Here is a 14,279-nt window from a genome sequence, read left to right as displayed (position 1 = left end):
TAATCCCAAGCTAAGGTAACAAAGTCACCTTGTGTATTATTTGCACACCATGTGCATTCCATTATCGCGACACCTGTCGCTAAGGGCTAAGTTGGGAGACCTATCGACATCCGTGTTACTGCGGTGACTGAGCCACTCTTCTTTTTCATGCAGAGCATGAGCATGCTTCCTAAGTTATATTTGTAACGCGGTGTTCAGATAGCCATTAGCCATGCAAATGAAAAGTAATAGTTTGTCAATGCCATTGCTTTTCCATGCTCGACCCAGCACAATCTGGGACAGAGATCATTCATTATACCCATTTCCCCTCAAGATGCTCGCTTGTCAAACTTAGACTAAAGTCAGGCAACGGTGGTCATTTGGGTATAGACATCACACTGTGAAAAAACAATGACAAAAAACTTGAGAAACCATGGAACTTTCTCATTCACGTTAGGGTCACAATAGTGCTCAAGTAAGCAGTGGTGTCAATACTACGTTTTGCATAATTAGTACCCATATCTGAGAAGAGTAGGGGCATAACAAATAGGAGTATCCGCTCGAATGAACGAGCAGCTGACCGATCAAGTATTGATTGAGCGAGTTCAGAATGGCGATAAGCAAGCATTCAACCTGCTGGTAACGAAGTACCAGAACAAGGTATGTAATCTTATTTCCAGATACGTTAGTAATCCTGGCGATGTACCAGATGTAGCACAAGAAGCGTTTATTAAAGCTTACCGAGCTATTCCCAGCTTTCGTGGGGAAAGTGCGTTTTATACGTGGCTGTATCGCATTGCAGTGAATACTGCGAAAAATCACATTGTTGCTCAAGGGCGTAGACCTCCAGCGACAGATGTCGATGCTGAAGATGCTGAATTTTACGAAACAGGTAGTGCACTTAAAGAAATATCGAACCCTGAGAACTTAACGTTGTCCAAAGAATTGCAACGGGTGGTGTTCAGTGCAATCGAAGCTTTACCTGAAGATTTAAAAACCGCAATGACATTACGAGAGCTCGATGGCTTGAGTTATGAAGAAATTGCAGAAGTGATGGATTGCCCGGTAGGAACGGTACGATCGCGTATCTTCCGTGCTCGTGAGGCGGTGGAAAAGAAAATCAGACCTCTTTTGCAACGCTAGTACAAGTAATAACTATGGTGAAAATAATGGCTGACAAAGAAAAACTTTCAGCTCTCATGGATGGAGAATTGGTCGATAAGGCTTTAATTCAAGAGTTAGAGCAAGACCAAGAGAGCCGTGATGCTTGGCAGAACTATCACCTGATTGGTGATGTGATGCGAGGCGAAGCGCCAGCAAAACCTGAGTGGAATATTGCTGAAAGCGTGGCGTTAGCGTTAGAAGATGAACCTGCACATCGTGCGTTTGATTCGCACGGTGCAAATGTTATCTCAATTGCTGATACGCCAAAAGAGTCACAACCAGAACCGCAAAAAGCAAAACGTCAGTTGCCAGGTTGGTTGACACAGTTTGGTCAAGTTGCTGTTGCTGCATGTGTATCGCTTGTCGTTATTTTAGGTGTACAGCAGTACGGTGGTAGCGATTCAATGTCGCCGCAAACAGACCAATTGCCTGTGTTGCAGACAGTTCCGTTTGCTGGCAGCGCAGAGCCTGTGAGTTTAACTCGTGAGTCTGTTGAGCGTTCTGTAGGTGAAGCAAATATGCAAGAGCAACGTAAGCGTGTTCATGCTATGCTGCGAGACTATGAATTGCAGTTACGAATTAACAGTGATGCATCTCAACAAGATGCAAATCTGAATCCGGATATTGAATGAAAAAATTTCTGATCAGCGCTTGCGCTCTGTTCAGTATGATGTCTTCTCAAGCCTTTGCTGGTGATAAGCCAGCGGAGGCTTTATTGCATCAAATGAGCGAGGCGAGTAAGAATTTAAGTTACGAACTCTCTTATATCCTTATCAAAAAGAACAGCATTGAGCCGTTGCTGTATCGTCATGCGACGAATGGTGACGATCAATATGCTCATCTTGTCTATTTAAGTGGCCCTGTACGCGAAGTGATTCGTCGCGGCACAGAAGTAAGCTATATCGAAACGGGTTTAGAACCATTCACCATCGAGTCAGGTAAAATGGTCGCTCCGACCATGCCTATGCTCAATACCAATATCGATGAGCTAAACTTGTATTACGACTATGTAAAAGTGGGTAGAGCTCGTGAAGCAGGTGTAGCAACACAAGTGCTGCGTGTCGTCCCTAAAGACGGTCTGCGCTATTCATACGTACTATGGATCGATGAAAAGAGTAAATTGCCGTTACGTGCCGACCTTGTGGACCGTGATGGTGAGATGCTTGAACAATATCGCACTATTTCTTACACGGTGAATCCAAAAATCGCAGAGTTAATGAGTGGCCTACAAGATGTTCAATTACCAGCTGTTCTCACCATGCCAAAAGGCGATATTGGAACCAGCAATTGGCAGGTAGGTTGGATCCCTGAAGGTTTCGAACCGAACGAGCTGAACCGCTACCGCATGGCTGTTACCAATCAAATGGTGGAGAGTCAGCTGTATTCTGATGGTCTGTTTAGCTTCTCTGTTTACGTAGCAAACAAAGATGAGCATTCGTTAAAAGGTCAGTTGGTTCGCCAAGGCCGAAGAACGCTGCATAGTTTTGTGAGCGGTCAACATGAAATCTCCGTAGTTGGAGACATTCCGCCGACCACAGCACAACGTATCGCCCAATCTGTCACATTTAATGTAACAAAGAGTAAACAACAATGATGACCGCGTTGGCTACTGTGACAGACGTACATCGTCGCGGTAAACAATACGAAATTGATTTAAGCTGCGAACAGCAGACCAGTTGCAGTAGTTGCTCTTCACAGAAAAGCTGTGGAACGGGCGTTGTGACTAAAGCCATTGGTAACAAGAGTTTATCTTGGCACCTGCGCACGGATAAATCAGTGAAGATAGGTCAAGTCGTTGAGATAGGCTTTCCTGAGTCGAGTCTGATAAAATCAGCAATGGCGGTTTATTTACTGCCGTTGTTTGGTTTGATTATCGGTGCGATGTTTGGTCACTTCCTATTAGCGCCGCTGACCGCGGGCGGGGAAGGTATCATCATATTGGCATCAGTATTATTTGCAGCTGGTGGAATGTGGATCGCAAAACGTGTTTCTCGTCCGTTAGAGGATGAATCCAAGCGCCAAGTTACCCTTGTTAGGGTACTTGGGGAGCCAATCCAGTAAGCGCTGTCCCCCTCCACTTAAGGTTATTTGGGTATGTACTTTAAATTACGTGCGCCCGTTAACGAAATTCGGTAGAATCTGCCAACTTGATTGAAATGCCGTCAGTAGATGGCGTTTCTTACTGTCCCTATTTGTAAAGAGTTAGTCACCCTAAATCTATGAAGCACATTCGTAACTTTTCGATTATCGCCCACATCGACCATGGTAAGTCGACCCTATCAGACCGTCTAATCCAAGTTTGTGGCGGGTTAACCGATCGTGAAATGGCCGCACAGGTTCTGGATTCTATGGATCTTGAACGTGAGCGTGGTATCACCATCAAATCTCAGAGTGTGACGCTAAACTACACCGCTAAAGACGGTGAAACGTATCAGCTGAACTTCATCGATACTCCGGGGCACGTTGACTTTGCATATGAAGTATCACGTTCTCTAGCGGCTTGTGAAGGTGCGTTATTGGTTGTAGATGCGGGTCAAGGTGTTGAGGCTCAAACACTGGCTAACTGTTACACCGCGATTGAGATGGATCTAGAGGTTGTGCCAATCTTGAACAAGATTGACCTACCAGCAGCCGATCCTGAGCGCGTGGCAGAAGAAATTGAAGAAATCGTTGGTATCGATGCAATGGAAGCAACCCGCTGTTCTGCGAAGACAGGCATCGGTGTTGATGACGTTCTAGAGAACATCGTATCGGCGATTCCAGCACCGGAAGGTGACCCAGATGCGCCATTACAAGCGCTGATCATTGACTCATGGTTTGATAACTATCTTGGCGTTGTTTCTCTAGTACGTATTAAAAACGGCGAACTGAAGAAGAACGACAAGATCAAAGTGATGAGCACGGGTCAAGTTTGGGGTGTAGACCGTCTTGGTATTTTTACGCCAAAACAAGTAGATACCGACATCCTTCGTACTGGTGAAGTAGGTTGGGTGGTTTGTGGTATTAAAGACATCCTTGGCGCACCAGTTGGTGATACGCTGACTATGGCTAAGAATGGCTGTGAAAAACCGCTACCAGGCTTTAAGAAAGTTAAACCTCAGGTTTACGCAGGTCTGTTCCCGGTATCTTCTGACGATTACGAGAACTTCCGTGATGCGCTGGGCAAATTAAGCCTAAACGACGCATCGCTATTCTACGAGCCAGAAAACTCTGCAGCACTAGGCTTTGGTTTCCGTTGTGGTTTCCTTGGCATGTTGCACATGGAAATCATCCAAGAGCGTCTAGAGCGTGAATACGACTTGGATCTTATCACCACAGCACCAACGGTAGTTTACGAAGTTGAGAAGACGGATGGCGATCTGCTGTATGTTGATAGCCCAGCAAAACTACCAGCGATCAATGATATTGAAGAAATTCGTGAACCGATTGCGCGTTGTAATATCCTTGTGCCTTCAGAGTACCTAGGTAACGTGATCACGCTGTGTGTTGAAAAGCGTGGTACTCAGGTCGATATGGTTTACCACGGTAACCAGGTTGCCGTGACTTACGATATTCCAATGGCCGAAGTGGTACTGGATTTCTTCGACCGTCTGAAATCGACATCTCGTGGTTATGCGTCTTTGGATTACAACTTCCAGCGTTTTGAAGCTTCGAATATGGTACGTGTAGACGTTCTTCTGAACGGTGACACCGTTGATGCATTGGCGATGATCACACACAAAGACCAGTCTCAGACTCGCGGTCGTCAGCTGGTAGAGAAGATGAAAGAATTTATCCCTCGCCAAATGTTTGATATCGCAATCCAAGCAGCGATTGGTAACCACATTATCGCACGTTCAACTGTAAAACAGCTGCGTAAGAACGTAATCGCGAAATGTTACGGCGGTGACGTAAGTCGTAAGAAGAAACTTCTGAAGAAACAGAAAGAAGGTAAGAAGCGCATGAAGCAGATCGGTAACGTTGAGCTGCCTCAAGAAGCGTTCCTAGCCATCCTTCACGTAGGTAAAGACTAAGGTTGAACTTTGTCTCACACTTGTCGGTCTTAAGACGTTAGATATTAAAATAAGTGAAAGGGTTTCGGCTCTTTCACTTTCGTATTTTTAGATAAGGGAATTTAATGGCGAATACATTCTCACTGATGCTGGTTATTGCGACTTTGGTAACTGGCGTGGTTTGGCTATTGGAAAAGCTGGTTTTCGCGAAAAAGCGTCAGGAAAAACTGGCGGAGATTCAAGCTCAGACGTCTAATGGTTTGGATGCAGTGACCTTGCAAAAAGTTGAGCGTCAGCCTTGGTGGGTTGAAAATAGCGTCTCAATTTTTCCTGTGATTGCGTTCGTTTTAGTATTGCGTTCTTTTATCTACGAACCATTTCAAATCCCATCAGGCTCAATGATGCCGACTTTGTTGGTGGGTGACTTTATCTTGGTAGAAAAATACGCCTATGGCTTGAAAGATCCGGTATGGCGCACGCAGTTAGTTGAAACAGGTAAACCTGAGCGTGGTGATATCGTGGTATTCAAATACCCGCCACAACCAAGTGTGGATTACATTAAGCGTGTTGTTGGTTTGCCTGGTGATATCGTGCGTTATTCAAGTGATAAGCAGCTTTGCGTGCAAAGCCAAGGTGAATCGGCGTGTAAACCAGTTAAACTGAGCAATGTTGAAGAAAGTCAGTTTAGCTCGAACGGTATTCCAATGATCCAACTGGATGAAAAATTGGGTAACGTGGAGCACAATATTTTGGTTAACCCTCTTGTTCGTAACCGTGTGGAGCAATACTTCCCACGTAGCGGCACGACAGAGTGGGTTGTACCACAAGGTCAGTACTTTGTGATGGGTGATAACCGTGACAACAGTGCTGACAGCCGTTACTGGGGCTTCGTTCCTGAAGCAAACTTAGTCGGCAAAGCTGTCGCCATTTGGATCAGCTTCGAGTTTGATCGTGGCGCAGATAGCGTTCTACCTTCATGGATTCCAACTGGTGTGCGTTTTAACCGCATCGGTGGTATTCACTAACCATTTTATATCGAGAGAGTATGAATTCTCCAATTGATAAACTAGAGAGAAAGCTCGGCTACCAGTTTCAAGATGCCGGGCTTATCAACTTGGCGCTGACTCACCGCAGCGCCAACAGTAAGCATAATGAACGTCTTGAGTTTCTGGGCGATTCAATTTTAAGTTTTGTCATCGCTGATGATCTGTACCATCGTTTCCCGAAAGTGAACGAGGGTGACATGAGCCGTATGCGTGCTACTTTGGTTCGTGGACATACATTGGCGGAACTGGGTCGTGAATTCGATCTAGGAGATTATTTAAAATTAGGTCCAGGTGAATTGAAGAGTGGCGGTTTCCGCCGAGACTCTATTTTAGCCGATGCGGTTGAAGCCATTATTGGCGCAATTTACCTAGACAGCGATCTTGAAGTCGTGCGAGGCATTGTACTGAGTTGGTACAACTCACGCCTTGAAGCCATTAAACCTGGCGTCTCACAAAAAGATCCGAAAACTCGCCTACAAGAGTTCCTACAAGGCAGAAGAAAACCGCTGCCTGTGTACACAGTGACTAATATTAAAGGTGAAGCGCACAACCAAGAGTTTACGGTTGAGTGTGAAGTAGCAGGTGTGGACAAGCCTGTAATCGGGAAAGGCACCAGCCGCCGCAAGGCAGAACAAGCGGCCGCTGAAACAGCACTTGAGCAATTAACAAATGGCTGATAACGAATTCGATATCGATGCGTTTTTCGCATCACAAGGTGAGCCAAGCTCGCCAGAAAACCAGCACTGTGGCTTCATTGCTATTGTTGGTCGCCCAAATGTAGGTAAGTCGACACTTCTGAACAAAATCTTGGGTCAGAAGATTTCGATCACCTCACGTAAGCCGCAAACAACACGCCACCGCATTATGGGCGTGGACACGGATGGCGATTACCAAGCGATTTACGTCGACACGCCAGGACTTCACATTGAAGAAAAGCGTGCGATTAACCGCCTGATGAACCGTGCGGCTAACTCATCTCTAAGTGATGTAAACCTAGTGTTCTTCTTAGTCGATGGTACGCATTGGACCAAAGACGATGAGATGGTGCTAACTAAGCTTCAAAAATCGAACTTCCCAGTTGTGCTTTGTGTCAATAAAGTCGACAACGTGCAAGATCGTAACGAAGTGATGCTACACATGGCTGAGATGTCTAAAAAGATGGACTTCGTTGACGTTGTGCCAATCTCTGCGAAGCAAGGGAAGAACATTGATGTACTGCGTAAGCACGTGCGTAATCACTTACCTAAAGCAACGCATCACTTCCCAGAAGAATACGTGACTGATCGCTCTCAGCGCTTTATGGCATCTGAAATTGTGCGTGAAAAGTTAATGCGTTTCACAGGTGAAGAATTGCCATACTCGGTAACGGTTGAGATTGAACGTTTTGATTACAACCCAGAAACCGACGGTTTTCACATCAATGCCTTGATTCTTGTGGAGCGTAATGGCCAGAAGAAAATGGTGATTGGTAAAGGTGGCGAGAAGATCAAGACCATTGGTCGTGAAGCGCGTTTAGATATGGAAGAGTTGTTCGGTCGTAAGGTTTACCTAGAAACCTGGGTAAAAGTGAAATCTGGCTGGGCAGACGACGAACGAGCACTGCGCTCGTTGGGTTATATCGACGACTTATAATCTTGGCTGCGAAGATGCTTCGCTCCAACATCGATGAGAACTCAGTATCGATTAAAATAAGGAGCCGCTTGGCTCCTTATTTTTTATTTCACACTTTTTAGGCACAATGACTTAGATGAGTAATCTGTCTTCTGAAGGTTTACAGCGCTGCTTTGTATTACATCGCCGCCCTTACAGTGAATCGAGCTTAATCCTTGATGTATTCAGTGAGGAATATGGTCGAATGACTTTAATGGCCAAAGGCGCGCGCAGTAAGCGTTCGAACTTAAAAGGCGCATTGCAACCTTTTACTCCGCTGTTACTTAAATGGTCGGGGAAAGGTTCGATGAAGACTTTGCGTCAAGCCGAGCCGATAAGCCTAGGCTTACCGCTAACGGGCATTAATCTCTACTCTGCTATGTACGTCAATGAACTGATTGGTCGTATCTTGATGGCTGAAGTACCGATGCCAGCGCTATTTCATGATTATTTGCATGCGTTAACAGAGTTGGCACACAACGAGAACCCTGAGCCAGCACTGCGTCGTTTTGAGTTAGCATTGCTATCTGCGATGGGGTATGGCGTGGACTTTTTGCACTGTGCAGGTACTGGCGAGCCCGTCGACCCAGAGATGACGTATCGTTACCGGGAACAAAAAGGCTTCATAGCTTCGGTTAGGCGCGATAACCTTACGTTTTTAGGGAATGAGCTGATCGCTATCAGTGAGCGGCGGTTCGTCACTAAAGAGCAGCTAAAAGCGGCAAAACGCTTTACACGTATAGCCTTAAAGCCGTATCTTGGCGGCAAACCTTTAAAAAGTCGTGAATTTTTCATTCAGACCCCCAGAGCACGGAGTAACGGAAAATGAGCTCAATTTATTTAGGCGTCAATATCGACCATATTGCCACTCTACGTAATGCACGTGGTACAAAATACCCTGATCCTGTTCACGCTGCAGAAATTGCTGAGCGTGCAGGCGCGGACGGTATCACAATTCACTTACGTGAAGACCGTCGCCATATTTTGGACCGTGATGTACGTATTCTGCGTGAAACCATTCAAACGCGCATGAATCTAGAGATGGCTGTGACGGACGAAATGGTTGAGATTGCGCTGCAAACTAAACCAGAGTTTGTGTGCTTAGTGCCTGAAAAACGTGAAGAACTGACGACGGAAGGTGGCTTGGACGTTGTGGGGCAGCTTGAAAAAATTAAAGCTGCGACGAAAAAGCTGACAGATGCTGGCATTAAAGTTTCACTCTTTATTGATGCTGATCGTCAACAGATTGAAGCGGCGAAAAAGTGTGGTGCTCCGTTTATTGAGCTGCACACGGGTCATTATGCTGATGCGATGACAGAAGACGAACAGCAAGCAGAACTGAAGAAGATTGCCGCTGGTGCGAGTTATGCTCATGACCTAGGTATTATTGTTAATGCCGGGCATGGCCTGACTTATCACAATGTCGCGCCAATTGCTGCATTACCAGAAATTTACGAACTCAACATTGGTCACTCAATCATTGGTCGCGCGGTATTTGATGGTTTGAATAAAGCGGTTGCGGACATGAAAGCACTGATGATTGAGGCACGCCAGTAATAGGGCTATCTAGATGGCGATTATAGGGTTAGGGACCGACATTGCAGAAATTGAGCGTATTGAAAAAGCGTTAGCTCGTAGTGGTGAGCCTTTTGCTCAGCGTATTCTTTCAGAAGAAGAAATGGCTAAATTTTCACAGCTTAAGCTGCAAGGCCGTTATCTTGCTAAGCGCTTTGCGGTCAAAGAAGCGGCCTCAAAAGCATTGGGGACAGGGATCGCGAAAGGGGTCACGTTTCACGATTTTTCCATCTCGAACGATGCGCTTGGAAAACCAGTGCTCGCATTGACGGGCACAGCAAAGCAAATAGCGGATGCGATGGGCGTTAACCACATTCACCTGTCCATTTCCGATGAGCGTCATTACGCTGTGGCGACGGTCATTTTTGAATCCTAGCTTGTAAGTCTTAAACAAAATACTAAAAAGCCAGAGCAGATGCTCTGGCTTTCTTGTCTCTCGAGCAGATTACTGTTCAAGGTATAATTTTGCAGTCGTTGTGACTTTAATCATTTCATCTTGCAGCTCGAACATTTCAGGCTCAACCTCCTCAAGACTGATCCCTGAGCGCAGTGCTTGCTCAAGCGTCGCACAGAGTGATTTCAGCCTAGGCACTCCGCAATATGAGCTACTGCCGTGCAGCTTATGGATGACATGAATTAGGTCATCACGGGAGATATCTTCTTGCTCCAGAGCTTGGTCAACGACTGCTTCTACTTCAGGGATAAACTCAACCAACATGCGCAGCATGTCTTTGGCTAGATCTTCTTTATTCGCGCTCTGTTTTAAGGCAGCTTGCCAATCAATAATCACATCCTGCTGAGGCGAAGAAACGGATTGTGGCGCGCTCCCTTCAGGCTCATCAACGTATGAAGGGGCGACTTTGCCAATGCTCTCTGTACAAGCATTTGGGTTCCAGTGAACCAAAACCTGTTGTAGCACATGCTCTTCAATAGGTTTGGTCAAGTAGTCATCCATTCCTGCCGAGAGCAAGCGATCTCTTTCACCCGCCATGGCATGCGCAGTTACCGCAATCACTGGCGTGTCTTTATTTAACTCCAACTCTTTAATGTGCTGACAAGCGGTCACACCATCCATTTGTGGCATTTGGATATCCATGAAGATTAAGTCGTACTTTTTCTCCGTCGCAAGGTTCACCGCTTGCTGGCCATTGCTACAGGCGGTGACGGTTTCTACTCGTTCGCGAAGCAGAGCGGAAATCAGCTTCAAGTTCGCTGGGTTATCATCCACCGCTAACACCGTCAGAGGTAAACGCTCCCCTTCGCTTGGCGTAATTGGAGCACTCAATGTTGGTGGTGATTCGACATGTTCGCTAATCAGGCTTTGTAGCAGTTTACGGCGAGACAACGGCTTCGTCAGGCATTGGACGTGATGCTCTGTCATAATTTGGTCGGCAAGTGCCAGTTCGGTACTCGGAGTCCCTAGGATCACACTCGGAGCCATGCGTTTCGCTTGTTCTATCCAAGGTGTAATGACGTCTGCATCATGCGTTTGATTCGCCGCTAAATTCAGTAATACATAGTCATATTGTTCTTCGTTTTTCGGTAGCGAAGAACGGTAGGTTACTAAGATACCTTCTTGACTTAGAATCTGTTGGGTTACGGATGCGGCTTGCATGTTTGGTTCAATCAACAGCAACTGTTTGCCTGTCAGAAGTTCCACTTCAATCAGTTCGCTCATCGGCATTTCGGTTGAGTGCAAGCGCACCGTAAACCAGAACGTCGAACCTTGGTGTAAGCGACTGGTTAAGCTGATCTCGCCACCCATCTGGCTTACCAATTTCTGCGTGATAACCAAACCTAACCCAGTGCCGCCGTAGCGACGTGAAATGCTGGCATCCGCTTGGCTGAACGCTTGGAATAATTGCGCTTGCTGACGTTCAGAAATACCAATACCAGTATCGCGCACCATGAATTGCAGTTCGACGGAGTCCCCAGATTGAGAGCGCATTTCAACACTAACATCAATGTTGCCTCGCTCGGTAAACTTGATTGAGTTACCGACCAAGTTCGTCAAAATTTGCTGGATACGTAGTGGGTCCCCAACTAAACCTGGTGGAATTTTAGGGTCCACTTTTAGGGTGATTTCTAACCCTTTCTCATGTGCACTCGTGGCTTGTAGGTTAATCACTTCTTCTAAACTTTCTCGGAAATCAAACGGAATGTTTTCCAGCGCCAGCTTACCCGCCTCAAGTTTCGAGAAGTCGAGAATGTCATTGATGATGTTCAGTAGATTGTTCGCCGACTTCTCAATCGTCTGTAGGTAATCAGTTTGGCTGTTAGAAAGCTGTGTTTTAAGCATTTGACGAGTAAAACCAATAACCCCATTGAGCGGAGTACGCAGTTCGTGCGACATGTTCGCCAAGAACTCAGATTTAACCCTGGCCGCTTCTTGCGCGCGTTTCTTCGCGATATCTAACTCAACGTTCTGAATCTCTAGTTGCTCAAGCGTCTCACGCAAGTCTGATGTGGCTTGGTCTATACTGTGCTGCATCTCCACGTGATATTCCGATAGCGATACCGCCATGGCGTTAATACCGTTTTTCAGTTGGTCTAACTCACCATGCATTTTACCTTCGATACGCACGTCTAGGTGACCACGGCGGATGCGGTCAACGACATTCTTCATGTGGGTGATAGGCTGGGTAACATCGTGCATCAGACGTGAAGCAAACACACTTGCCAAGCCAAGACCGAGTATAAGAACTAAAAAAGCAGAGAAAACTTCTTGATACTGTTGCAGCCTTAAAGAGGAGAGATCTAACTCAACGGCAATATAACCAATTGCTTTGGTTCCTTGGCTTTCGTTCGACAGCTCAGCTAAATAGTGACCCTCGGACAAAATAGGTACGCGCAATATCAGTGAGTTTTCGTAGATTTCCGAATTGCCCAGTTGCGGGATCGGTTTATCTTTGGGGAACATCAAGGCTTCGAAATTAGGGTGAAAGTTAGATGTCACGAAGAGCTCATGATGTTCATCAAACACCGCGATACTACGAACCAGTTTAGAGTTTTTGCGATGGGCGTAGCTTATCAAGCGACGTACCGCCTCTCGGCTTTCTGATAGTAGATGAGTTTCACTGGCAATTGCTAACGGCTCAATGATGCTGTTACCAGTGGTGATAACTTGTTTCTCAAGATCTTGGTAGCGGTTGAAAGAGAAAAAACCGCTCAGTAATAAACCAATGATGAGAGTGGGAGCGAGAGTCAGTGTAATTACACGTGCTCGTAAGCCATATCTGGTCATGTTATCTAATTACATCGGAGTCTGGATATGGGAAAATAACGCATTATTTCTCAAGCGCACGATAAGGCGTTGAGCAAAGAAGTGACGTCACCTAATAAACGGTAAGCATAATCAAGTCACTCGAATCACACAACGGCTGCAATCAAGAATAGTGAAGCCGAAGAGCAATTAGACATAAATCAGGCATAGAGCATGGCACGCATCTTTCAACCGAAAAAGAAAACCCAACTCAATACTCGTCATCAATCGGTGCAAGTGGAGCGTTTAGATCACCACGGCGCAGGTATTGCTTACCTAAAGAAAAAACCACTGTTTATTGATGGCGCATTGCCGGGAGAAGAAGTCGTCACGCAGTTAGTGGAAGAAAAAAGTAAATTTGCTCGCGGTAAACTGATTAAGATTCTTAAGCCGAGTGACACTCGCGTGGAGCCATTTTGTCCGCATTACCACGAGTGTGGTGGCTGTGACTTGCAACACCTAGATTATAACCAACAATTGACGCACAAACAGCAAACACTGCGTCAGCTGATGCGAAAGTTTTCAGGCAATGATATTGAGCTTGATGCGCCATTATTAGGGGGTTCACTGGCCTATCGTCGTCGTGCGCGAGTGAGCTTATTTGTCGATAAAAAAACACGTCAATTGCACTTTGGTTTCCGTAAAAAGCAGAGTAAGCAAATCGTGCAAGTGACCGACTGCCCAGTGCTGGCGCCGGAACTGAACGTTCTGCTTCCAGAGATTTATTCAGTACTAAAAGCGCTTAAAAAGCCGGAACAATTGGGCCATGTAGAGCTGGTACTTGGTGATAATGGGCCGTGTATTACGTTGCGTCACTTGAGTGCTCTGACAGCGAGTGAAACTCAATCTCTAACGGAGCTAGCAAAACGTCGTAATGCATCGCTGTACCTAATGCCAGCAACAGATCAGCTAAACCTTGTTGAAGGCGATATGCCTTTCTATCAAGAAGTTGGCGTGAAAATTCCTTTTGCGCCAAATAATTTTATTCAAGTGAACCAAGCCGTAAACAAAAAAATGGTCAAGCAAGCGGTTGAGTGGTTAGACCCGCAAAAGAGTGACCGAGTGTTAGATTTGTTCTGCGGCGTAGGCAACTTCAGTTTACCGATTGCGAAGTTAGCTAAGCACGTAGTTGGGGTCGAGGGTGTTGCAGAGATGGTCGAAAAAGCTACAAATAATGCATCCTTGAACCAAATCAATAATGCGCAATTTTATCACGCTAACCTTGAGCAAGATTTTGAAGGGCAGGTCTGGGCGGCAGAACAGTTTGATAAAGTGCTGTTAGACCCAGCACGCGCGGGGGCAAGTGGGATCATCGATCAAGTTTCTGAGCTTGGCGCACAGCGTGTAGTTTATGTTTCTTGTAATCCTGCTACCCTTGCTAGGGACAGCCAAAGCTTGATGGAGCAAGGCTATAAATTAACTAAATTAGGTATGCTGGACATGTTCCCTCATACCAGTCATCTAGAATCGATGGCATTGTTTGAAAAGTCCTAACTTTAGGACTTTGGCCCCTTATTTGTGGTGGGTGGTCATAAAGCCAGCGTTTACGCGCAGGTAAAAGAACTAACCTGGACGGTGTTAGTCAAACCACACGAATATAATAATTAGGAT

At 45.9% G+C, this 14,279-nt stretch carries 13 protein-coding genes; 12 read left to right on the top strand and 1 reads right to left on the bottom strand.

The genetic code is table 11. The annotated features are described in order from the left end of the window. Positions 1 to 543 precede the first annotated feature (543 nt). The 11 genes from rpoE to acpS all read left to right on the top strand — a co-directional run bounded on the left by rpoE (position 544) and on the right by acpS (position 9,782). Positions 544 to 1,122, top strand: coding sequence for an RNA polymerase sigma factor RpoE (gene rpoE / locus LIX84_RS09230; protein WP_005380946.1), 579 nt, complete (start codon positions 544 to 546; stop codon positions 1,120 to 1,122). 26 nt (positions 1,123 to 1,148) lie between these two features. Beyond that, positions 1,149 to 1,775: a sigma-E factor negative regulatory protein gene (locus LIX84_RS09225; RefSeq protein ID WP_046875100.1), complete on the top strand. Its 627-nt coding sequence runs from the start codon at positions 1,149 to 1,151 to the stop codon at positions 1,773 to 1,775. Then, positions 1,772 to 2,737, top strand: coding sequence for a sigma-E factor regulatory protein RseB (rseB, locus tag LIX84_RS09220; RefSeq protein WP_226421131.1), 966 nt, complete (start codon positions 1,772 to 1,774; stop codon positions 2,735 to 2,737). Before LIX84_RS09225 ends, rseB begins: the two co-directional genes overlap by 4 nt. Further along, entirely contained in the window at positions 2,734 to 3,204 is a 471-nt protein-coding gene (locus tag LIX84_RS09215) for a SoxR reducing system RseC family protein (protein WP_005384575.1), read from the top strand. Before rseB ends, LIX84_RS09215 begins: the two co-directional genes overlap by 4 nt. A 158-nt stretch (positions 3,205 to 3,362) precedes the next feature. Beyond that, complete coding sequence (gene lepA / locus LIX84_RS09210; RefSeq protein ID WP_226421130.1) at positions 3,363 to 5,156, top strand: translation elongation factor 4; 1,794 nt, start codon at positions 3,363 to 3,365, stop codon at positions 5,154 to 5,156. 104 nt (positions 5,157 to 5,260) lie between these two features. Then, positions 5,261 to 6,160, top strand: coding sequence for a signal peptidase I (gene lepB / locus LIX84_RS09205; RefSeq protein WP_005380933.1), 900 nt, complete (start codon positions 5,261 to 5,263; stop codon positions 6,158 to 6,160). 20 nt (positions 6,161 to 6,180) lie between these two features. Continuing rightward, positions 6,181 to 6,858: a ribonuclease III gene (rnc, locus tag LIX84_RS09200; protein ID WP_005393907.1), complete on the top strand. Its 678-nt coding sequence runs from the start codon at positions 6,181 to 6,183 to the stop codon at positions 6,856 to 6,858. Continuing rightward, positions 6,851 to 7,813 (top strand): GTPase Era, encoded by a 963-nt coding sequence (gene era, locus LIX84_RS09195; RefSeq protein WP_006743309.1) that lies wholly within the window; start codon positions 6,851 to 6,853, stop codon positions 7,811 to 7,813. Before rnc ends, era begins: the two co-directional genes overlap by 8 nt. A 115-nt stretch (positions 7,814 to 7,928) precedes the next feature. Then, positions 7,929 to 8,660: a DNA repair protein RecO gene (gene recO / locus LIX84_RS09190; protein WP_005384578.1), complete on the top strand. Its 732-nt coding sequence runs from the start codon at positions 7,929 to 7,931 to the stop codon at positions 8,658 to 8,660. Beyond that, the gene (gene pdxJ / locus LIX84_RS09185; RefSeq protein ID WP_226421129.1) at positions 8,657 to 9,388 is read left to right on the top strand and encodes a pyridoxine 5'-phosphate synthase; all 732 of its coding nucleotides are present in this window, start codon (positions 8,657 to 8,659) and stop codon (positions 9,386 to 9,388) included. Before recO ends, pdxJ begins: the two co-directional genes overlap by 4 nt. A gap of 13 nt (positions 9,389 to 9,401) precedes the next feature. Beyond that, on the top strand, positions 9,402 to 9,782 hold the full coding sequence (gene acpS, locus LIX84_RS09180; protein ID WP_012841407.1) for a holo-ACP synthase: 381 nt from the start codon (positions 9,402 to 9,404) through the stop codon (positions 9,780 to 9,782). 69 nt (positions 9,783 to 9,851) lie between these two features. On the opposite strand, the gene barA is transcribed toward acpS, so the two are convergent. Continuing rightward, positions 9,852 to 12,650, bottom strand: coding sequence for a two-component sensor histidine kinase BarA (barA, locus tag LIX84_RS09175; protein ID WP_048625987.1), 2,799 nt, complete (start codon positions 12,648 to 12,650; stop codon positions 9,852 to 9,854). 192 nt (positions 12,651 to 12,842) lie between these two features. Between barA and rlmD the strand changes: the two genes are divergently transcribed. Beyond that, a complete protein-coding gene (gene rlmD / locus LIX84_RS09170) occupies positions 12,843 to 14,162 on the top strand; it encodes a 23S rRNA (uracil(1939)-C(5))-methyltransferase RlmD (protein ID WP_226421128.1) in 1,320 nt (439 codons plus the stop codon). The last annotated feature ends 117 nt before the right edge of the window (positions 14,163 to 14,279 follow it).

Source organism: Vibrio sp. E14 (assembly GCF_020515785.1).
Classification (GTDB): Bacteria; Pseudomonadota; Gammaproteobacteria; order Enterobacterales; family Vibrionaceae; genus Vibrio; species Vibrio diabolicus.
Note: the sequence above shows the minus strand (reverse complement) of the source record. Positions and strands in the feature narration are given on the sequence as shown.